The sequence below is a fragment of the Mesorhizobium sp. M0626 genome (genome assembly GCF_040320665.1).
Taxonomy (GTDB): Bacteria; Pseudomonadota; Alphaproteobacteria; order Rhizobiales; family Rhizobiaceae; genus Mesorhizobium.
On the sequence record NZ_JAMYQD010000012.1, the window covers coordinates 93,189 to 114,374 of the forward strand.

Genomic DNA, 21,186 nt, shown 5'->3' on the forward strand with positions numbered 1-21,186 from the left:
GCGCATCCAGAAAAATCAGAACCAAGCCAAATCCCCGGGGCGAGCATGGATGCGAGGCAGTTGAAAGTCGAGGCCGCGCGGGCTGCCCTTGCCCATGTCAGCGACGGCATGCGCATCGGCATCGGCACCGGGACGACGGCCGACGAATTCGTGCGGCTGCTGGCCGAAAAGATCGCCACCGGCTTGTCCGTCATCGGCGTGCCGACGTCGGAGCGCACTGCAGCCCTTTGCCGCGAACTTGGCGTGCCGCTGTCGACGCTTGAGGAAACGCCCGAGCTCGACCTTACCGTCGACGGCGCCGACGAGATCGACGCGGCGCTGACGCTGATCAAGGGAGGCGGCGGCGCGCTGCTGCGCGAGAAGATCGTCGCGGCGGCATCTCAGCGCATGATCGTCATTGCCGATCGCTCGAAGATGGTCGACACCCTTGGCCAGTTTCCCTTGCCGATCGAAGTCAACCGGTTCGGCCTGCGCGCCACCGAAATCGCGGTCGCGGCAGCGGCCAAAAGTCTCGGCCTTTCCGGCCCGGTTACATTGAGGATGACGGGGGGCCAGCCTTTTGTTACAGACGGCGGCCATTTTATCCTCGATGCATCTTTTGGCCGCATTCCGGATACAAGAGCGCTTTCGAATGCTCTCCATGCCATTCCTGGTGTGGTCGAGCATGGTCTTTTCATCGGGCTGGCGTCAGCGGCCATCATCGCCGGCGGCGACGGCATCCAAACCGTCCATGCCGCCCGAAAACCAGGGAGTTCTACCGATCATGATGTTGCATAACCGGGTTCGCAATCTTTGCGCCGTTCTGGCGGCTTCGGCCGTTTTCGCCTTCTCCTCCCCGGCGTTCTCGCAGGAGATCACGGAATCGCATCTGAAGGCGGCACGGGCGGCGGTCACGGCAACCCACGCGACCGACTCGTTCGACAACATCCTGCCGCAAGCGGCGGCCTCGCTCGAGCAGCAGCTTATCCAGAAGAACCCTGATATGCAGGAGCTGATCGGCAAGACCGTCAGCGAAAAGGCACTGGCGCTGGCCTCGCGCCGTGCCGATCTGGAGAAGGAAGCAGCGCTCGCCTATGCCAAGGTGTTCTCCGAGAAGGATCTCACCGACATCGCCGCCTTCTACAATTCCGATGCCGGCAAGAAGCTGCTCGACAACGGCCCCTACGTGACGCGCGAACTGGTCAAGGCCGCCGACATCTGGCAGAACGGCCTGGCGCGCGATCTCGCCCAGCAGGTCGGCGAAACGCTGGCAGCCGCCGCGAAGGCCGCTGCCCCGGCCGCGCCTGCGCCGGATAACGCAACTGCCCCCGCCGATGGCGCTGCACCTGCCGACGGCGATGCGCCCGCAGACGGTGACCAGCCGGAAGCGCCGAAGAACTAAGACGTCTGATTTCGCCACCGGCATCCTTGCCGCTGGACCAGAAAGCCCGGTGGAAACCGGGCTTTTCTTTTGGCTTCATGCAGCCTACCTGTCTCAAACATTTCTTGGGGCAAGGAACAGCAGCATGGCCGGCTACGACTACGATCTCTTCGTCATCGGCGGCGGCTCCGGCGGGGTGAGGGCGGCGCGCGTGGCGGCAGCGCTCGGCAAGCGTGTCGGCATCGCCGAGGAATACCGCTATGGCGGCACCTGCGTCATCCGTGGCTGCGTGCCGAAAAAACTCTATGTCTATGCCTCGCAATTTCCCGAGCATTTTGCCGACGCCGCCGGCTATGGCTGGACGGTGCCCGAGGCGAGCTTCGACTGGCCGACGCTGGTCGCCAACAAGGACCGCGAGATTGCCCGTCTGGAAGCGATCTACGAAAAGAACGTGAAAGGCGCCGGCGGCGAGACGTTCCACTCGCGCGCCATGCTGGTCGACCCGCATGTCGTGCATCTCCTGGGCGATGACCGCACCGTCACCGCCGACCAGATCCTGATCGCCACCGGCGGCCGGCCGGCGCCGCACCCGGCGCTGCCCGGTCACGAGCATTGCATCTTTTCCAATGAGGTTTTCGACCTCAAGCAACTGCCGAAGGCGATCATGATCGAGGGCGGCGGCTACATCGCCGTCGAATTCGCCAATATCTTCCGTGGCTTGGGCGTCGACACCACGCTGGTCTATCGCGGCAAGGAGATACTGTCGCGCTTCGACATGGACCTGCGGCGCATGCTGCACGAGACCATGGAAAAGAAGGGGATCAAGATTCTCTGCCACGCCGTGTCGGAATGGGTCCGCAAGCGGCCGGACGGCAGGCTGGATGCGTTGGTCACCGGCGGCAAGGTGCTGACAGTCGACCAGGTCATGCTCGCCATCGGCCGCCTCCCCAACACCGAGAATATGGGCCTGGAAAGCGTCGGCATCGAACTCGGCAAAACCGGCGCCATCGTTGTCGACGAATATTCCCGCACCAACATCGACAACATCTGGGCGATCGGCGACGTCACCAACCGCGTGCAGTTGACACCGGTGGCGATCCACGAGGCCATGTGTTTCATCGAGACCGCATTCAAAGGCAATCCGACCGCGCCCGACCACGACACCATCCCGACCGCCGTCTTCTCACAGCCGGAGATCGGCACCGTCGGGCTGTCCGAGGACGATGCCGTCAAGCGCTACTCCGATATCGAAATCTACCGCGCCACATTCCGGCCGATGCGGCACACGCTGTCGGGCCGCGACGAAAGGATGCTGACGAAGCTGGTGGTCGATGGCGCCACGCGAAAAGTGCTCGGCGCGCACATCCTCGGGCCGGACGCCGGCGAGATGGCGCAGTTGCTCGGCATTCCGCTGAAGGCCGGCGTCACCAAGGATGATTTCGACCGCACCATGGCCGTCCACCCGACGGCAGCGGAGGAACTGGTCACCATGTACAAGCCTACCTACCGCGTGAAGAACGGCGTGCGGGTCGATTGACGCCCGCGCGCTCGATCTTGAAGAACCCCCCATGGCAGCCGCTGTTGCCACCGAGATGGGAGCCTGAAGCTTATTACAACAAAGTGCCGCGCAGGATGACCAGCGCCACCGAGAAATAGATCACCAGGCCGGTGACATCGACCAGCGTGGCGACGAACGGCGCCGAGGCGCTCGCCGGATCGAAGCCGATCCGTTTCAGCGCGAACGGCAGCATCGACCCCGACAGCGAGCCGAAGGTGACGATGCCGACGAGTGCTGCCCCCACGGTCGCCGCGATCAGCGGCCAATGCGGCCCATAATCGTAGAAGCCCATATATTGCCAGAGCGCGATGCGGCAGATGCCGACCACGCCAAGCATGGCGCCGAGCACGAAGCCGGTGGGCAATTCGCGCAACGCCACCCGCCACCAGTCGCGAAGGCCGATCTCGCGCAGCGCCAGCGCGCGAATGACGAGCGAGGTCGCCTGCGAACCGGAATTGCCGCCCGAGCTCATGATCAGCGGGATGAACAGAGTGAGCACGATCGCTTTTTGCAGTTCGCCTTCATAGCTTTGCATGGCATTGGCGGTCAGCATCTCCGAGATGAACAGCGCGCACAGCCAGCCGCCGCGCTTCTTGATCATGGCGAGAAAGCTCATCTTCATGTAGGGCTCGTCGAGCGCCTCCATGCCGCCGAAACGATGCGCGTCCTCGGTCGTCTCCTCGATCATGGTGTCGATGATGTCGTCGATGGTGACGATGCCGAGGATCTTGCCATGGTCGACGACGGGAACCGCGAGCAGGTCATATTTGGAGATCGTCTGCGCCAGTGTCTCGCGATCGGTCAGCGGCTTCACCGTCACCGGGGCGCGATCCGGCGCCACCGACAGGATCGGATCGTCCGGCTCGCCGGTGATCAGCCGGCGCAGGCCGGTCGAGCGCACCAGCACATGCGTGTCTGGATCGACGATGTAGATGGCGTAGACGGTCTCCCGCGTCCGCTCCACCTTGCGGATGTAGTCGAGCGTGCGCCCGACGGACCAGTCCGACGGCACGCTGACGAATTCGGTCGTCATGATCGAGGCGGCGCTGCCTTCGGGATAGCCGAGAATGGAAAGCAGCGTTGCCCGCAGCGGCGGGACCAACCCGCCGAGCAGCTCGGAGCGCGTCGGCTCATCCAGCTCTCGCAGGATATCGGCGGCGCGGTCGACCGACATGGCGGTCAGCAGCTTGCACGCCTTGGCGCGCGGCAGCGCCTCGGCCAGATCGGAGGCGCCGTCGAGTTCAGGCTGGTCGAAGATCTCGACCAGCCGCTCGAACGGCATTTCGCAAAGCAGTTCTATCGCGGTATCGCGAGCTTCCCGGTTCAGGGCCTCGACGACATCGGCGACGTGATCATTGGCAAGGATACGCGCGATAGCGACGGCATCGTCGCCCGCTACGACGGGGGTAAATTCGTTCATGGCTCACTCCTTGCCGTCCGGCGGGACGTGAGCCGTTAGAGGTCACATCGAGGCGGACGGCGGTTGCGTTCGACTACTGTCGCCAGGCATGGCGCGGTGACCTTTCTGCTCGCGGGTTCGAGTTGGAATTCAGCGAGCGGGCGCAACATAGGAGCGCATCTTGGCGAGTCAATCGCGGGAGTGGCGGAATACAGCCGGGAGCCGGCCCAATCGCGAGACTGTGATGATTATTGAAGGGGGAGGGAGCGAGTGCCCCGCCGCCAGTGGCGGAACGCGCTTCGGCGTGGCTGCTATTTCTGCTTCAGCCGGCGTGAAAAACGCATCCATTTGTCCTCGACCGGCCGCGGCTGCGTAAGGATGGTGGTGAGCTCGCGCGGAAGGTTCGGAACAAGCGGCCTCTTGGTGGCGACGCCGTCGGCGATCGCGACCACGCTGTGGTAGAATTCCTCGCCCGAGGCCGAGCGTGGCGCCACCGCCTCGTGCATGATGCTGATCACCGTGACATCGGGACAATTGTCCTTGATGGCCTGGTGGAAGGCGATCTTGCCATCCGGATCGAGCGCGCCGGTCGCTTCGTCGAGGAACAACAGTCCCGGTTGCTGCAGCACGATGCGGGCCACAACCAGCTTCTGCTTCTGGCCGCCGGACAGCAGCTGGTCCCAGATCTTTCCCTCGCGGCTTTCATCGGCCATGTGTTCGATGAAATCGCCAAGGCCGGCCTTGTGCAGGGCTGCCGCGACCTGCGCATCGCCATAGTCGTCCTCGGAGCCGGGCAGGCACACCAGCTGCTTCAGCGACACCTGCTGCAGCTTGACCTCCTGGGCGGCATAGAAGCTCCTCACACCGTCAGGGAAGACGATGGTGCCGCGGCCATAAGGCCACAAGCCGTTGATCGCCTTGATCAGCGAAGTTTTGCCGCAGCCGGATTCGCCCTTGAGGAATGCCCACTCGCCGCGCCGGAAGCGCAGATTGGCAGCACTCAGGAATGGCGTGGCGTCCTCGCCCTGATGCGCCAGTTCGAGCTTCTGGATGGTCAGGCCGAAGACGGGGTTCTGGCTGGCATAGTGGAAGTCGGACTGGCCGGTCTGGCTGTAGAAGTCTTGCGGCTGCTGGACGTTTTCGATGGCGTTCGCCAACTCAATGACGCGCTGGCTGTTGGCCCGCAACGTGGCGAGACTCGGCATGACATGGATGAACCACGAGCACTTGCTGATCAGCGCGTTGACCTGCTCGGAGCCGGTTACATACCCTGTGAAATCAACCTTGTTGTTGATGAAAGGCACAAGGCCCGGAGCAAAAGCGACAATTTTGGCCGCAACAAAATTATAGACCGATTCGAATCCTGAATAGATATTGTTGACAATATTGAACTTCGACCAAGTTCGGTCGATGTCGAGATAGAGCCGACCATGTATTTTCTTCTGGACTTCTTCGCCTCGCGCCGCTGACACATGGAAGCTCCGGCGCAGTAGCGTGAGCAGTTCGCCGCGATAGCTGCCTTCCGCCTTCTGCATCCTGATGTTGAGCCACTCGAGCATTCCGCCAAGTTTGACTGCGATCCAAGTGTTGAACGGCACGTAGATAGCGACCGCTAGAAGAGCGAGCACGACGCTACCGTAGCTGCCGAGGAACTCCAGCCCTTTTACCTCCACGGAGTTTGCAAGCAAAGCTCCCCCCACAAAGTACAGCGAGGTAAAGACGCCGAACACACCCTGTGCAAGCCCCAGGGCGCCACCAGTCATATCTTTAATCGATTCCTGCACGCGCTGATCGATGTTGTCGGGTGCCGGCGTGCCGGCCGAGCCATTCTGGGCGTGGTAGTGCGTGTGGTTGTTATCGAGGAGAGCTTCATTGAAGCGGCCATCCAGCCAGCCGCGCCATTTGCGATGCAGTGTCGCAGAGACAAGGCTTTTGATGGAAGTGATGCCCGCATCCTTGACCACGACCAGCAGTACCAGCAGCCCGGCATTGGTAAGAAGCGATTCAAGCGGCGCAGTATTCGCAGCATCGTGGAAAAAAGCGATGGAGTTTGACAGCTTTCCCATCGCCACCGTGAACCAGACGTCGGCCTTGCTCGATAGAGCAGTTAGCGCCGCGACCACCAAGGTCAGCGCCCAGGCTTCCCTCCACCGGTCCGAGAACCAGTAGGCCCGCATCAGTCCCCAGAAGGTCCGCATCGACGATACTGGCGTCAGGGGCGACGGCCCGGCGGGGGCGTCGCGGTTCCAAAGTGCCGATATTGAACGTCGCGGTCTGTCGACCCGAATCACAATCCCGCCCAAACCTTTTTTAGTTTTGTTACGGATAGTAACACCAATTGATCATTTTCTATGAATTTTATCCCGGCGAATGTGAGGCAGCCCACCCGCCGTTGCGATCGGGCAACAGTTGGTGCTGCGAGACCGCCGTCTTTGGGCCCAATTTGTCCTTTGTTTCAATGTGTTGCGAGAACGTTCAGATGTGCGAATATATTCCCTGAGGGAAGGCTCATACACGGCTTTGTGACCAAAAGGCCTGCCCGTCGGCCGGTTTTCCCACCGCGCGCTAACCGGATCGCCCGAAAAATTGCCGTCCATGATCGCCCCAGGCCGCCCGAATCATCTCACCGGCCATCATGGTTGGGCACGCAAGATCGTCGCTGCTGTAAAGCGACTGTTCATGAGGCGGCACGCGCTTTTTAGCTGCAGTTCAACACCGTTTGACAATCAAGCGCACTGGAATGAACCTTGCCGGGCACTGTCGGCACCAATGCATGTCCGGTCCCTAACAAGGAAGCTCCCCAATGCTTGCACGCGCAGCCGTTCCCGCAATCGTGACGCTCTTTGCCTGGCTGCCTCTTGCGCATGCCGGCAGCCAGACCATTCCGGCAAGCGCCGAAGGGCAAATCGAGTTCAATGCTCCGTCCGGGAACATCGGCTGCATCTACACGCCGAAGGGCGGCACCAGCACCTACGAGCCACAGGATGGCGGTCCGGAACTGAGCTGTTCGCGCGTCGAGCCCAGCTACGTCACCGTGATCCTTGGGCCGAACGGCCCGGCGACATTGATCAAGAATCCGGGCGAGCAGGGCTGCTGCAGCGATGTGGCGAAGCTGGCCTATGGCAACAGCTGGAGCAAAGGGCCGTTTACCTGCCAGTCGTCAACCAAGGGACTGACCTGCACGGGCAGCAACGGCCACGGATTCTTCCTCAGCAAAGCCAAGGTAACGGTGAAATAACCCGAGCATGATCCCGAAAAGTGGTTGCCGGTTTTCTCGGACAAACGGGAACCGTTTTGTCCAGAGATCATGCTCAAACAAGGAGAATAGAGCCCCATCCCGATTTCCATCGGGATGGAACAGGCTCTAGCCGGCCTTTTCCAGCTCGCCCTTGGCCTTTGCAGCCGCGACCTGGCGGATGGCATCAGTCAGCGTGTCGGCGTCCTGCGCGCCCATGACGGCGTATTTGCCTTCGAGCAGGAAACACGGCACGCCGGTGATCCCCATCCGCGATGCCGTGGCGATTTCTGTGCGCACCTCCTCGACGTCGGCATCGGTCGGCAACAGCGTTTCGACCACGGCAGCGTCCATGCCGGCCTCGCGGGCGGCATCGATCAGCACGGCGTGGTTGCCAATATTGCCGCCTTTCTCGAAATACAGTTGGAACAGCCGGCGCACGAGCCGGTTCTGCACGGCTTCACCGGCGGCACCGGCCCAGCGGATGACACGATGCGCGTCCAGCGTGTTGGCGGCGACCTTGATGGCGTCGAAAGCGAAATCGATGCCTTCGGCTTCGCCGAGCGGCTCTATGCGGGCATGCATCTGGCGGATGCGCTCGTCGCTGCCGAATTTGGCCAGCATGTATTCGCGCCGGTCCTTGCCCTCGGGCGGGATGGTCGGGTCGAGCTGGAACGGCCGCCAGCGCACATGAACCTCAACGTCGCCGGCAGCGGCAATCGCTTTATCCAGCCGCTTCTGGCCGACGAAGCACCAGGGGCAGACGACGTCGGAAACCACGTCGACCGTAATGGAATTGTCATCGCTCATCTTGATCTCCTGGAGCCGAGCGTTTTACCGAGCATGATCTCGGCTACGCTCAGTTCGGCTTGCGCCACCATGTCGGCCATTGATAACCGAATATGGGAGTCTTTTTGGGATGGTCCAGGTAATTCCAGTAGGCGAGCCATTGCTGCGCGTTGTACTGCATCGGCACCATGTAGTTGCCGGAGATCAGCAATCGGTCGAGCACGCGCACGGCGGCGACATAGTCTTCCTTGGCCCGTGCTCTAAGCATCGCGTCGATCGCCGCGTCGACCGCTGGATCGGCGACGCCGGCTAGATTGAATGAACCTTCTCTTTTGGCCTCTGAAGAACCCCAGCGAAGGTTCTGCTCCATACCGGGCGACAGCGAGTTGCTGAACCCGCTCGACCCGACAAGAACCTCAAAGTCGAAACGCTGCTTGCGCGACTGGATCTGGTCGGCCTCGAGGCTGCGGATGGTCACCGCGATGCCGATCTTTTCCAACGAGCGCTGATAGATGGCGGCAAAGCGTTCCTCGTCCTGCGACGCCGTCAGGATCTCGAAACCGAACGGGTTTCCCTTGGAATCCAGCAGGACGCCGTCCCTAACGGCGTAGCCCTGGCTCTTTAGCAGGTCGAACGCCAGCTTCAGCACCTTGCGGTCCTGGCCGGTGCCGTCATTCACCGGCGGGCGCCAGCTGCCGTCCATGACATCGGCCGGCACGCGGCCGGGGTAGGGCGCCAGCAGCGCCTTTTCCCTGTCGCTGGCGGAATGGCCGAGCGCGGAAAGTTCGGAATTCTGCCAGTAGCTCATCGTGCGCGTGTACTTGCCGCCGAACAGGTTCTTGTTGGCCCATTCGAAGTCGTAGAGCATGCCGAGCGCGCGCCGCACCTCCGGATTGGAAAACTTCTCCAGCCGGGTGTTGAACAGGAACCCGGTCACCACGGGCGGTATGCCGGTGTCGAAGGTCTCGGCGATCACCTCGCCGCGATGGAAGGCGGGAAAATCGATATCGCGCTCGCGCTTGACCGGATCGCCCTCATCGTAAATGGCGCAGATGCCTTTCTTGAACGCTTCCGCCTTGGCATTGGCGTTGAGGAAGTACTCGATGGTGATCTGGTCGTAATTGTCGAAGCCGCGCTTGGAAGGGATGTCCTTGCCCCAGTAATTCGGATTGCGCTTGAAGACGATGCGCTGTCCCGGCTGCACCTTGTCGATGGTGTAGGGACCGCTGCCGATCACCGGCTTTAGCGTCGTCTTGTCGAAGGTATCCTTGTTGAAGGCGTGCTTTGGGATGATCGGCGTCAGCGCGATGATCAAGGGGGTCTCGCGATTGGCCTTGTCGTTGAAGGTGAAGCGTACGCTGTGATCGCCGGTCTTTTCGAGCTTGGCGATCAGGCTCATGCGATCCCTGTAGGGCGGGCGGCCCTTGTCGGTGAAGACATCGTAGGTGAACAGCACGTCATCCGGCGTCACCGGCTCACCGTCCGACCACTTCGCTTTTGGGTTGAGATGGAACTCGATCCACTTGCGCTCGGGATCCATATCGGCGCTGTCTGCGAGCAGGCCATAGAGGGTGAAGGCCTCGTCGTAGTTGCGCATCATCAACGGCTCGAAGACGAGATTGCCGAAAATGAGGTCCTGCATGCCGCGCGCCGTGGTGCGCAGGCTCTTCAGGATGAACGGGTTCAGATTGTCGAAGCTGCCGACGACGCAGTAAGTGATGTTGCCGCCCTTGGGCGCATCGGGATTGACGTAGTCGAAATGCTGGTAGTCGGCTGGCAGCGCCGGCTCGCCCTGCATGGCGATGGCATGTTTCGGTTCCGACATCGCCACGCCGGGTGCAAAGGCGAAGAACGAGATTGCGGCGATCAGCCAAACAAGAATGCGGCCCATGACCGTCTCCTTACTGGGCGGCTTGATGATTCGGAGTGCACCCTAACATGGCGCCGCGGCGCTCCGGCCAGATACATCAATCCAAATCGCACGACCCAAATTGCGAGGCCAAGAATTGCAGGCGGCGGGCTGGATTCGGCTGCTCATGCAGTGTAACACGCGCTCCGAAGTCATTCTGTTGCCTCAATTCGGCAACAGGTAGCAGGACCACACGGCGCGAAGAAGCCGGTCCCGGGATCATTTGAGAGGAAATGCACGACATGACGAGCCTGAACAGCAACGCATACCGCCTTTCGGTCCTGGCCGCGGGCGTGGTCGGCTTTCTGGGCGCCGGACTTCCCACCGCTTCGGCACAGCAACAGATTCCGCAGGGTTGGTTCAAGGCCTGCACCAAGCAGGAAGATGTCGACATCTGCAATGTCCAGAACATCATCACTGCCGGCAACGGCCAGTTCGTCACCGGGGTCAGCCTGATCGAGTTGAAGGGCAAGGTAAACCGCAAGGTCTTCCAGGTCACGGTTCCCCCAGGTCGCCTGGTGCCCCCCGGCATCGCCCTGCAGATAGACGCCGGCAAGGCGACGAAGCTGGATTATGTCATTTGCTTCGCCGACCGTTGCGTTGCCGAAGTGCCGCTGACCGACGCGCTCGTCGCGTCCTTCAAGAAGGGACAGGCGATCACGCTGACCTCGATCAACTTCCAAAGTCAGCCAAATCCCATCAAGGTTGCCTTGACCGGCTTCAGCGGCGCCTTTGACGGCGCGCCGCTGCAGCAGTCGGACATCGAGGATCGGCAGAAAAAACTTCAGGATTTCGTCGTCAAGAACAACCAGGACTTCGCCAAGAAGCTCAAGGACGAGCAGGCCAAGGCCAAAGCCGCCAACTAATCGCCGGGACAGATACCGGAGCGACAAAAAGCGGGGTCATGCCCCGCTTTTTTGTTGTCGTCACGTCGATGCAAGGTGATGTCAGTGTCTCGACTGGCGTTTTGGCTCATAGCGTCCGTCGGGCCGCTTGTCGAACATCTCGCCGATCTGTGGATGCCGGACCGGTTCGCCCGATTGATCCTCGAGCAGGTTCTGCTCGGAGACATAGGCGATGTATTCGGTTTCCGAATTCTCGGCGAGCAGATGGTAGAACGGCTGGTCCTTGCGCGGCCGCACGTCGGCCGGGATGGCTTCGTACCATTCGTCGGTGTTGGCAAATTGCGGATCGACATCGAAAATGATGCCGCGGAACGGAAACAGCCGATGACGAACCACCTGTCCGATCGAAAATTTGGCCGTTTTCATCATACTCACCACTAAGCCTCTAGAGCGCCCGGCGTCCCCTCGAATGTGCGAAGAGCGCTCTAAGACTTTGAATTTACACACGCCGTGGCCAAAAATCGAGCCCGACTTAGGTCTGGGATCAGGCTTTATTTGGCGCAGATGGCGTGTCAGTTCAATGCCGAAGCGCTTGACGCCCGATGAAGCTACGGGCTAGCCCGGTCCCGGGGTTTCGGGCCAGGGCAAAAATGTCTGACATTGTCGGTCTTGTTATTCCGTTCTTCGGGCTGATTTTCATCGGCTTTCTGGTTGCGCGCATGACCAGGCAGCCGCTGGAAGCGCTTGGCTGGATGAACACCTTCATCGTCTATGTCGCGCTTCCTGCCCTGTTCTTCCAATTGCTTGCCCGCACGCCGTTCGAACAGTTGACGGAATGGCGCTTCATCTTCGGCTCGGTATTTTCCACCTACACGATCTTCTCGATCATGTTTCGTATGGTCGGCGACGGCGTCGCGCGGCGAGATCGCCCAGTCGACGATCAAGGCGCTGGCCGCGGCCTACGGCAATATCGGCTATATGGGGCCGGGGCTGGCGCTGCTCGCCTTCGGCGAACAAGCGGCGGTCCCCGTTGCGCTGATCTTCTGCTTCGAAAATATCATGCATTTCGCCATCGCGCCGATGATGATGGCGCTGTCGGGCGACGACAAGACATCGCCGTGGCGGCTCATCCTCGGCGTAGTCAGGAAAATCGTCCTGCACCCGTTCATCATCGCGACCGCGCTTGGCGTCGGCGCCGCCTATCTCGGCTTTCACCCACCGCAGCCGGTCGATCGCCTGCTCGAATATCTGTCTCGGGCGGCCGCCCCTTGCGCCCTGTTTGCCATGGGCGTGACGCTTGCGCTCCGGCCCCTCAACCGCGTGCCGCATGAGTTGGCGTCGATCGCGGCGCTGAAGCTGATCCTGCATCCATCGCTCTGCTACGTCGTGCTGAGCTGGATCGGGAACTTTTCCGAAATCTGGGTTTTTTCAGCCGTGCTTTTGGCGGCATTACCGACTGCAACCAACGTCTTCGTCATCGCCCAGCAATATGGCGTCTGGGTGCAACGCGCCTCGGCCAGCGTCATGATCACCACCTGTCTCTCGGTGCTGACGGTGACCGGGCTGCTCTACATGATCCGCCACGGCATCTTACCGCCGGACCTGTTTCCCTGAACCGCCGGTAAGCGCCGCAAAGCCGCTGCCCGGCCTCAAGCCTTCGCGCATGAAAAAGGCGCGCAGCGGCGCGAAACTGCCGAGCACATTGAGGCCGGCGCTGCGTGCCATCTGCGCCGGCAACATGTCCGACAGCAACGACATGTTAAGCAGATTGACCGCGCCCGAACGCGCCAGAACGTCGGGACGGCGCCTGGAATCATAGGCGGCCAAAGCCCTTGCGGCGCCAGGGTCGCCGCGATTTTCGCGTGCGATTCCAATCAGATCCTCAACGTCCCTGATGCCGAGGTTGAGACCTTGGGCTCCGATCGGCGGGAACACATGTGCAGCCTCGCCGACCAGCGCCACACGGTTTTGCGCGAAGCGCCCCGGTGATGCCGCTGAAAGCGGGTAAATTTGTCGGCCGGGCTCAACCGACACCCGGCCCAGCATCGACTGCATCTGCTGCTCGACACGCTCGGAAAGTGTCACGTCATCGAGTGCGGCGAGGTCCTTCGCCGTCTCCGGTTTCACCACCCAGACGAGGCTGGAGCGGTTGCCGGGCAGCGGTACCTGGGTGAACGGCCCGGTCTCTGTGTGGAACTCGGTCGAGGTGAAACCATGCTCGCTGCGATGGCCGAAATTCAGCACCAGCGCCGCTTGGCGGTAGGATCGCACCGAGGCCACTATGCCCGCCGCCTCACGCGCCGGCGACAGGCGCCCATCGGCAGCGACCGCGAGCGAGGCCGAGACTTCGCGGCCATCAGCCAAAACGGCATGCGCCTGATCGGCGTCCAGACGCCAACTCTCGACCATCGACGTCAGCCATTCGATGCCGGAATGTGCCGCGACGGACTTGGCCAGCGTCGGGTTCAGCTCACTGTTGGGCAGGTTGAGCCCGAACTGCTCCTCGCCGATCTCTATGGCGCGAAAAGTCACCACCGGGCTGCGGATCAGCCGGCTGGTCGCATCGACGATGCGCATGACCTTCAGCGGCGCGGCCTTCGGCGCAAGTTCGGCCAGCACGCCCAGCCGATCGAGAACCTTGAGAGCAGGGTTCATCAGCGCCGTGGTCCGGCCATCGGGCCCGCCTGCTTCGGGTCCGACCAGGGTTACCGGAAAGCCCGCCTCGGCGAAACCGAGCGCCGCGATCAGTCCGGCAGGGCCGCTGCCGGCTACCAGTATCCGTGCTGTCTCGCGATGATCCAAATTGGACTTCCAGTTTGCGATGCAGGTGTCTACCCATGGATATAGGTCAGACCATGCGGCTTGATCAACGCGGCGATTAGGCTCATTCGGTTGTCATGACCGGCCAGCAGGACGATTTCAGCCATCTCGACCGCGCCGGCCGCGCCACGGCAAGCCTGGCCCGCAGCCCCCGCCTGACGGTCAACATCGCCATCGTCGGCGGCATTCTGCTCGCCTGGTTCATTCTCGGCGCCATGGCGATCCGCGGCGCCGAAGGCCGGCTCCCCGGCGTACCAGGCGATGTGGTCCTGCGATATCTGCCGCAACTGCCGCTGCCGGATGTCCTCGACCGCTTCTTCGGCATGTGCCTGATGCCCGCACCACTTGATGCCGGCGGCGCACCGGTTCTGGCGCTGATCGTGATGTGGTTTTTGATGGCCGTGGCGACGATGCTGCCGTCGGCGGCGCCGATGATCCGTACCTATTGTGAAATCGCCGACACCGCCCGCATCAAGGGCGAGCCGGTGGCCCACCCGCTGGTCCTGGTCGCCGGCTACCTCTCGACATGGCTTGTCGCCTCTATCGGCTTCGCGGTGCTGACGTTGCTCGTCCACGCATTTGCGTCCTCCGCTCGATTGCTCGATCCGGTGAGCGGCCTTGCCGCGGCGGCCGCGCTGCTGGTTGCCGGCCTTTACCAGTTCAGCAGCCTCAAGCAGGCCTGCCTGACAAAATGCCGGAACCCGTTCTCGACACTGTTTTCCAACTGGAGCGCGGAGCCGGGTGGCATCTTCCGGCTAGGGCTGAAGCAGGGCCTGTGGTGCCTCGGCTGCTGCTGGGCGCTGATGCTGGTGATGTTTGCCGTCGGCGCGATGAACGTGTTCTGGATGGCGCTGATCGGCCTGTTCACCTTGATCGAAAAAGAGACCACCGCCAGCCTTCCAACCCGAGTGGCCGGTGCGATACTGCTTGTCTGGGCAGTCGCCCTGCTAGTAGTCTCGGCATGACGGGGGATAATTCCATGGCAGAGCAAGGCTGGGCAATGAAAGGAGAGCTCGTACTCTCCTGCAATTGCACGGTTTTTTGTCCTTGCGTACTGTCGCTTGGCAGCCATCCGCCGACGGAGGGTTATTGCCAGACCTGGGCGGGCTTCCGCATCGACGCAGGCCATTTCGGCGAGGTCGACCTGTCCGGCCTCAATCTCGGTCTGGTCATGGAAATCCCCGGCTACATGAGCCGCGGCAACTGGACCGCAGGCCTGTTCATCGACAAGCAAGCCTCCGTCTATGCGGTGAAAGCGCTGACCAGGATCTTCACCGGGAAGGCCGGCGGAACCACCTCGCTGTTGTCGATCCTTGTCGGCAAGTTCCTCGGTGTCGAGCAGGTGCCGATCACCTACGAGACGCGTGACAAGACCCGTATTTTCCAGATACCGAAGATCATCGACGGGGTGGTCACACCGATTCCCGGCAAGGATCGCGAGAAGGATACCGTGATCGGCAACTCGGAATACTGGATCGCGCCGGAGATCATCGTGGCCAGGTCCGACAAGAGCAAGATGCGGGCTTTCGGCCGCAACTGGAACTTTGCCGGCCGCTCGGCCGAAATCTGCAAACTGGATTGGCGGGGCCCGTGAGCAAGAACACAACGGCCAGAAACGCCGCCAAAAAGATCACCGACCGGATTCCGAGGCCGAAGAAAAAGGTCACCTGGCCGCAGGCGCGGGCATTCTCGGTGCATCTGTTGACCGCGTCTGGCTCGTTCCTGGCCTTCCTGTCTCTGGTGGCGGCAAGCGAGCAACGCTGGACGGCGATGTTCTGGTGGCTGGGGCTGGCGCTGTTCGTCGACGGCATAGACGGGCCGATCGCGCGCAAGCTTGAGGTCAAGGAGATCCTGCCGACCTGGTCGGGCGAACTCCTCGACAACATCATCGACTATGTCACCTATGTGCTGATCCCCGCCTTCGCGCTCTACCAGCGCGGCTTCATGGGCGAAGGGCTGTCTTTCCTGTCGGCGGCCATCATCGTGGTGTCCAGCGCCATCTATTATGCCGACACCGGAATGAAGACGAAGGAGAACTTCTTCAAAGGCTTTCCGGTGGTCTGGAACATGGTCGTGTTCACGCTGTTCGTCATCGAGCCGGGACAGTGGGTGTCCTTCGGCGTCGTCGTGGCGGCCGGCATCCTCACCTTCGTGCCGATCAACTTCATTCATCCCGTGCGGGTGGTGCGGCTGCGGCCAATTAATCTTGGCATGACGCTGCTCTGGTGTGCTTTCGGTGCGCTGGCGCTGGCGCAGGCGGCCCTTGCCGCCTTCTACGACCAGATCGGCGTTTTGGGCGAACAGGTCGGCGTCTTTACCAAGGTCGGCATCACCATCACCGGACTTTACCTCGCCTGCATCGGCGGTATCATGCAGTTCTTCCCCAAACTCGGCGCCAAGCCGGACACTAAGAAAGCCTGACCGCAGGAAAGCCCACAAATGTCCAAAGCAATCCGTATCCACGCCCATGGCGGTCCGGAAGTCCTGACCTATGAAGACGCCGATCCGGGACAACCCGGCGCCGGGCAGATCCTGGTCAGGCACACCGCGATCGGCCTCAATTTCATCGATGTCTATCACCGCATCGGCCTCTATCCGCCGCCCGGCGGCTTCCCGCTGATCCCGGGCGGCGAGGCGGCAGGTGTGGTTCTCGAGGTCGGCGCAGGCATCGACTGGCTGAAGCCGGGCGACCGCATCGCCTATGCCGTCAATGTCGGTGCCTATGCCGAACAGCGCATTGTCGCCGCCGACCGCGTGGTCAAGGTACCGGACCGCATCAGCGACGAACAGGCCGCCGGCATGATGCTTAAAGGCATGACGGCGGAGTATCTGTTGCGCCGGACCTTCAAGGTGAAGGCAGGCGACACCATCCTGTTTCATGCCGCCGCCGGCGGCGTCGGGCTGATCCTGGGACAATGGGCAAAACATCTCGGCGGCACCGTCATCGGCACGGCAAGCTCAACCGACAAGATCGAGCTCGCCAAGGCGCATGGCTTCGACCATGTCATCAACTACAAGGAGCAGGATTTCGTCGCCGGCGTCGCCGCCATCACCGGCGGCAAGAAATGTGACGTCGTCTACGATTCGGTCGGCAACGACACATTCCCGGCCTCGCTCGACTGTCTGAAGCCGCTCGGCATGTTCGTCTCTTTCGGTCAGTCCTCTGGACCGATCCCGTCATTTTCGATGTCGCTGCTGGCGCAGAAGGGCTCGCTGTTCGCTACCAGGCCGACGCTGTTCGTCTACAACGCCAAGCGTGAAGACCTCGAAATCTCCGCCGCGGCATTGTTCGATGTGGTGTTGAGCGGTGCGGTCGAGATCAAGATCAACCAGCGCTATGCGCTGAAGGACGCCGGCAAGGCGCAAGCCGATCTCGAAGGGCGCAAGACCACGGGTACGACAATACTGATCCCCTGACGGAGGTTTGCCTTCCTTTCAGTGCTTTGCCGCGGCGCCCAGGCACTGTTTGCACGAAAAACCGGTCGGTCGGTTTGTTGTGCGAAACGGGCCTATCTTTACCCCTTGAGTTTCCGCTGAAATTCTTGAAGCTCTTTCAAGGTGGGTGCTGCTTTCGCACGAGAGCGGCCAGCGCATACGATGTTGGCGGGAACACAGAACATATCCGGAAACCGGATGGGAGGCACTGTGAGTGCAGATCATGATGGAGCGAACCTGCTTGAGGTTCGTGGCCTGACCAAGATATTCGGCACGCTGACTGCGTGCGATCATATCGACCTCAACATCGCCAAGGGCGAGATCCACGCGCTGCTTGGCGAAAACGGCGCCGGCAAGTCGACGCTGGTCAAGATGCTGTTCGGTTCGCTGGAGCCCAATTCCGGCGAGATATTCTGGAACGGCGAAGCGGTGCGGATCACCAGTCCGGGCATGGCGAAGAAGCTCGGCATCGGCATGGTGTTTCAGCACTTTTCGCTGTTCGAGGCGCTGACCGCGGCCGAGAATATCGCTCTGTCTCTGGATGACGGCTCACCGATCAGCTCGATCGCGGCCAAGGCGAGGGCGCTTTCCTTCAGCTATGGCCTGCCGCTCGATCCGGACTCGCTGGTCGGCGATCTCTCGGTCGGCGAACGCCAGCGCATCGAGATCATCCGCTGCCTGTTGCAGACGCCGCAGCTCATCATCCTCGACGAGCCGACCTCGGTGCTGACGCCGCAGGAAGCCGACAAGCTGTTCGAAACGCTTGAGCGCCTGCGCTCGGAGGGCAAATCCATCCTCTACATTTCGCACCGGCTGGAAGAGGTCAAACGCATCTGCGACCGCGCCACCGTGCTGCGTCACGGCAAGGTCGTCGGCCATTGCAACCCGCGCGAGGAAACGGCTTCGTCGCTGGCCCGCATGATGGTCGGCAACGAGGTGAAGGCCGTGGTGCGCGCACCGGCCGAAGGCATCGAGGCCGCGCAGCCGCTGCTCGAAATCCGCGCCCTCAGCCGCAAGCCGGCAACCCCGTTTTCGATCCCGCTGAAGAATATCAACCTCACTGTGCGCGCCGGCGAGGTGATCGGCATTGCCGGTGTCGCCGGCAACGGCCAGGGCGAGTTCGTCGAATCCGTCTCCGGCGAGGTGCTGCAGCAGGACGCCGCATCCGTGCGCATCCGCGGCAAGGATGCCGGCTCGCTCTCGATCACAGGCCGGCGGCTGATGGGCGCTGCCTTCGTGCCGGAAGAACGCCTCGGCCATGGCGCGGCGCCACGCATGAAGCTTTCGGAAAATCTGCTTCTGTCGCGGCACGCCACCGACGGCAAGGTTTTTGTCGGCGCCGGCGGCACGGTCAAAAGCGGTGCGGTCTATGCCGCCGCCCAGCGCATCATCGTGGCGATGGACGTGCGCAAGAGCGCGCCCGATCCGGAAGCCGCGGCCCTGTCGGGCGGCAATCTGCAGAAATTCATCGTCGGCCGCGAACTCGACCGCAGCCCTGCCGTCATGGTCGTCAACCAGCCGACCTGGGGCGTCGACGCCGGTGCCGCCGCCCACATCCGCCAGGCGCTGATCGAACTGGCGCGCAGCGGCTCGGCGGTTCTGGTCATCAGCCAGGACCTCGATGAGCTGTTCGAGATTTCGGACGCGATCGCGGTCATGCACAATGGCGAATTGTCGAAACCGCTGCCGATCGCCGAGGCAACTTTCGAAAAGATCGGCCTGTTGATGGGCGGCGCCGAGCCCGGCCAGGCCGAACATGGTCTGGAGACGGCATGATGCGCCTCGAACTCGTCAAACGCCCGCAGCGCTCGATGCTGTTTTCCGCGCTGTCGCCCTTCATCGCCTTCGCCCTGACGATCATCGCCGGCGCGGTTCTGTTCGCGTTGCTCGGCGTCAACCCGCTGAGCGCATTCGAGATCTATTTCATCGAGCCGATCAGCCAGGTCTGGCAGTTGCATGAACTGGCGATCAAGGCCGCACCTTTGATCCTGATCGCGGTCGGCCTGTCGGTCTGTTACAAGGCCAACATCTGGAACATCGGCGCTGAGGGACAGTTCATCCTCGGCGGCATTTTCGGCTCGGCCATTCCGGTGCTGTTTCCCGGGTTCGAAGGCCCGCTTGTGCTGCCGCTGATGCTGTTGTTCGGCATGGTCGGCGGCGCCGCCTATGCGGCAATCCCTGCTCTCCTAAAGACGCGCTTCGGCACCAACGAAATCCTGACCAGCCTGATGCTGGTCTACGTCGCCCAGCTTTTCCTCGACTGGCTGGTGCGCGGCCCCTGGCGCGATCCGCAGGGCCATGGTTTTCCGCAGACGATCCAGTTCAACGACTCGGCGGTCCTGCCGGAACTGATGCCGGACGCCGGCCGTGCCAATTGGGGTTTTGTCTTCGCGCTTGTTGCAGCCGTGCTGATCTGGGTGCTAATGAGCCGCCTGCTCAAGGGTTTTGAGGTCCGCGTGCTCGGCTCCAGCCCGAGGGCAGGGCGCTTCGCCGGCTTCGGCCTCAACCGCATGGTCTTCTTCGCCTTCCTGCTGTCAGGCGCGCTGGCCGGGCTTGCCGGCATTTCGGAAGTCTCCGGCGCCATCGGCCAGCTGCAACCGGTGATCTCGCCCGGCTACGGCTTCACAGCGATCATTGTGGCGTTCCTCGGCCGGCTCAATCCGCTCGGCATCGTCGCCGCCGGCCTGGTGCTGGCGCTGACTTATCTCGGCGGCGAGGCGGTGCAAAGCGCGCTCGGCATTTCCGACAAGGTGGCGCGTGTGTTCCAGGGCATGCTTTTGTTCTTCGTGCTCGGTTGCGACACGCTCATCCATTACCGCATTCGCCTGGTCGGCATGGCGCTGACGAAAAGCGCGGCGAAGCTTGAAGCCGCGCCGAAGTTGAAGGAAGCCCGCTGATGGACATCGCCGTCAACATCCTTTTGACCATCGCCACGGCGGCAACGCCGCTTTTAATAGCGGCAATCGGCGAACTCGTGGTCGAGCGCTCCGGCGTGCTCAACCTCGGCGTCGAAGGCATGATGATCATGGGCGCCGTCGGCGGCTTCGGCGCCGGCTATCTCACGGGATCGCCCTGGATCGGCCTGTTGGCGGCAATCGCCATGGGTGCCGTGTTCTCGCTGCTGTTTGCGGTGATGACGCTGTCGCTCGCCACCAACCAGGTGGCGACCGGCCTGTCGTTGACGCTGCTTGGCCTCGGCCTGTCCGGCATGATGGGGACCAGCTTCGTCGGCCAGCCGGGCGAGCGGCTGCCAAACCTCTACGTTCCGGTGCTCACCGACATTCCCGTCGTCGGCAGGCTGTTGTTCGGCCAGGACCCAATCTTCTACATCTCGATCGCGCTGACGGCGGCCGTCATGTGGTTCCTGTTCAAGACCCGCACCGGCCTCACCCTGCGCTCGATCGGAGACAGCCACACATCGGCACATGCGCTCGGCATCAAAGTCATCCGCTACCGCTATCTCGCGGTCATCTTCGGCGGCGCCTGCGCCGGCCTTGCGGGCGGCCACCTGTCGCTGGTCTACACGCCGCAATGGGTGGAGAACATGAGCGCGGGCCGCGGCTGGATCGCGCTGGCGCTGGTCGTCTTCGCCTCTTGGCGGCCGTGGCGCGTGCTGGCCGGCGCCTACATCTTCGGCGCGGTCTGGATCGGCCAGCTTCATGCACAGGCATTTGGCATTCCGGTGCCTTCGCAGCTGCTTTCTTCTCTGCCCTATCTGGCAACCGTCGTGGTTCTCGTTCTAATCTCGCGCAACAAGCGTCTGACGATGATGAACACGCCGGCTTCCTTGGGGCAGCCATTCGTTCCGGATCGTTGACAACAAAAACAAACGGGAA

At 62.1% G+C, this 21,186-nt stretch carries 18 protein-coding genes and 1 pseudogene; 13 read left to right on the top strand and 6 right to left on the bottom strand.

Going from position 1 to position 21,186, the window contains the following annotated elements; genetic code table 11:
- Nucleotides 1-45: 45 nt before the first annotated feature.
- The 3 genes from rpiA (at nt 46) to gor (ending at nt 2,897) form a co-directional block, all read left to right on the top strand.
- Nucleotides 46-777 carry a ribose-5-phosphate isomerase RpiA gene (gene rpiA / locus NKI37_RS16810; protein ID WP_352561123.1) on the top strand — a complete coding sequence of 244 codons (732 nt, stop codon included), beginning with the start codon at nt 46-48 and terminating at the stop codon, nt 775-777.
- Nucleotides 764-1,381 carry a DUF2059 domain-containing protein gene (locus NKI37_RS16815; protein ID WP_352794513.1) on the top strand — a complete coding sequence of 206 codons (618 nt, stop codon included), beginning with the start codon at nt 764-766 and terminating at the stop codon, nt 1,379-1,381. Before rpiA ends, NKI37_RS16815 begins: the two co-directional genes overlap by 14 nt.
- Nucleotides 1,382-1,505: 124 nt before the next feature.
- Nucleotides 1,506-2,897, top strand: a complete 1,392-nt coding sequence (gene gor, locus NKI37_RS16820) for a glutathione-disulfide reductase (RefSeq protein WP_352788761.1) — start codon at nt 1,506-1,508, stop codon at nt 2,895-2,897.
- A 73-nt stretch (nt 2,898-2,970) separates the two neighbouring features.
- On the opposite strand, the gene mgtE is transcribed toward gor, so the two are convergent.
- Entirely contained in the window at nt 2,971-4,338 is a 1,368-nt protein-coding gene (mgtE, locus tag NKI37_RS16825; RefSeq protein WP_352788764.1) for a magnesium transporter, read from the bottom strand.
- A gap of 290 nt (nt 4,339-4,628) precedes the next feature.
- Nucleotides 4,629-6,515 (bottom strand): ABC transporter ATP-binding protein/permease, encoded by a 1,887-nt coding sequence (locus NKI37_RS16830; RefSeq protein WP_027050901.1) that lies wholly within the window; start codon nt 6,513-6,515, stop codon nt 4,629-4,631.
- A gap of 605 nt (nt 6,516-7,120) precedes the next feature.
- Here NKI37_RS16830 and NKI37_RS16835 point away from each other — a divergent pair.
- On the top strand, nt 7,121-7,555 hold the full coding sequence (locus NKI37_RS16835; protein WP_023668975.1) for a hypothetical protein: 435 nt from the start codon (nt 7,121-7,123) through the stop codon (nt 7,553-7,555).
- 126 nt (nt 7,556-7,681) lie between these two features.
- On the opposite strand, the gene NKI37_RS16840 is transcribed toward NKI37_RS16835, so the two are convergent.
- Nucleotides 7,682-8,362: a DsbA family oxidoreductase gene (locus tag NKI37_RS16840; protein ID WP_023668974.1), complete on the bottom strand. Its 681-nt coding sequence runs from the start codon at nt 8,360-8,362 to the stop codon at nt 7,682-7,684.
- A gap of 49 nt (nt 8,363-8,411) precedes the next feature.
- Nucleotides 8,412-10,232, bottom strand: coding sequence for an extracellular solute-binding protein (locus NKI37_RS16845; RefSeq protein WP_352788767.1), 1,821 nt, complete (start codon nt 10,230-10,232; stop codon nt 8,412-8,414).
- A 260-nt stretch (nt 10,233-10,492) separates the two neighbouring features.
- Here NKI37_RS16845 and NKI37_RS16850 point away from each other — a divergent pair, with 260 nt between their 5' ends.
- On the top strand, nt 10,493-11,116 hold the full coding sequence (locus NKI37_RS16850) for an invasion associated locus B family protein (RefSeq protein WP_023668972.1): 624 nt from the start codon (nt 10,493-10,495) through the stop codon (nt 11,114-11,116).
- Between the two features lie 81 nt (nt 11,117-11,197).
- Here NKI37_RS16850 and hspQ read toward each other — a convergent pair whose 3' ends face one another.
- The gene (hspQ, locus tag NKI37_RS16855; RefSeq protein WP_023668971.1) at nt 11,198-11,521 is read right to left on the bottom strand and encodes a heat shock protein HspQ; all 324 of its coding nucleotides are present in this window, start codon (nt 11,519-11,521) and stop codon (nt 11,198-11,200) included.
- Nucleotides 11,522-11,745: 224 nt separating this feature from the next.
- Between hspQ and NKI37_RS16860 the strand changes: the two are divergent.
- Nucleotides 11,746-12,709 (top strand): annotated as a pseudogene (locus NKI37_RS16860) (AEC family transporter).
- Here the strand turns inward: NKI37_RS16860 and NKI37_RS16865 are convergent.
- Entirely contained in the window at nt 12,686-13,897 is a 1,212-nt protein-coding gene (locus NKI37_RS16865; protein WP_023714196.1) for a UbiH/UbiF family hydroxylase, read from the bottom strand. The pseudogene NKI37_RS16860 and the gene NKI37_RS16865 overlap by 24 nt on opposite strands.
- Nucleotides 13,898-13,992: 95 nt before the next feature.
- Here NKI37_RS16865 and NKI37_RS16870 point away from each other — a divergent pair, with 95 nt between their 5' ends.
- The 7 genes from NKI37_RS16870 (at nt 13,993) to NKI37_RS16900 (ending at nt 21,167) form a co-directional block, all read left to right on the top strand.
- Nucleotides 13,993-14,880: a DUF2182 domain-containing protein gene (locus tag NKI37_RS16870; RefSeq protein WP_352788770.1), complete on the top strand. Its 888-nt coding sequence runs from the start codon at nt 13,993-13,995 to the stop codon at nt 14,878-14,880.
- 14 nt (nt 14,881-14,894) lie between these two features.
- Nucleotides 14,895-15,509 carry a DUF1326 domain-containing protein gene (locus NKI37_RS16875; protein ID WP_023755258.1) on the top strand — a complete coding sequence of 205 codons (615 nt, stop codon included), beginning with the start codon at nt 14,895-14,897 and terminating at the stop codon, nt 15,507-15,509.
- The gene (gene pcsA / locus NKI37_RS16880) at nt 15,506-16,336 is read left to right on the top strand and encodes a phosphatidylcholine synthase (protein ID WP_023682522.1); all 831 of its coding nucleotides are present in this window, start codon (nt 15,506-15,508) and stop codon (nt 16,334-16,336) included. The genes NKI37_RS16875 and pcsA overlap by 4 nt, the downstream gene beginning before the upstream one ends.
- An 18-nt stretch (nt 16,337-16,354) precedes the next feature.
- Nucleotides 16,355-17,332, top strand: coding sequence for a quinone oxidoreductase family protein (locus NKI37_RS16885; RefSeq protein ID WP_023807406.1), 978 nt, complete (start codon nt 16,355-16,357; stop codon nt 17,330-17,332).
- A 216-nt stretch (nt 17,333-17,548) separates the two neighbouring features.
- Nucleotides 17,549-19,126 (top strand): ABC transporter ATP-binding protein, encoded by a 1,578-nt coding sequence (locus tag NKI37_RS16890; RefSeq protein WP_352788773.1) that lies wholly within the window; start codon nt 17,549-17,551, stop codon nt 19,124-19,126.
- Entirely contained in the window at nt 19,123-20,247 is a 1,125-nt protein-coding gene (locus NKI37_RS16895) for an ABC transporter permease (RefSeq protein ID WP_031193354.1), read from the top strand. The genes NKI37_RS16890 and NKI37_RS16895 overlap by 4 nt, the downstream gene beginning before the upstream one ends.
- Nucleotides 20,247-21,167, top strand: a complete 921-nt coding sequence (locus tag NKI37_RS16900; protein ID WP_023668962.1) for an ABC transporter permease — start codon at nt 20,247-20,249, stop codon at nt 21,165-21,167. Before NKI37_RS16895 ends, NKI37_RS16900 begins: the two co-directional genes overlap by 1 nt.
- Nucleotides 21,168-21,186: the final 19 nt, after the last annotated feature.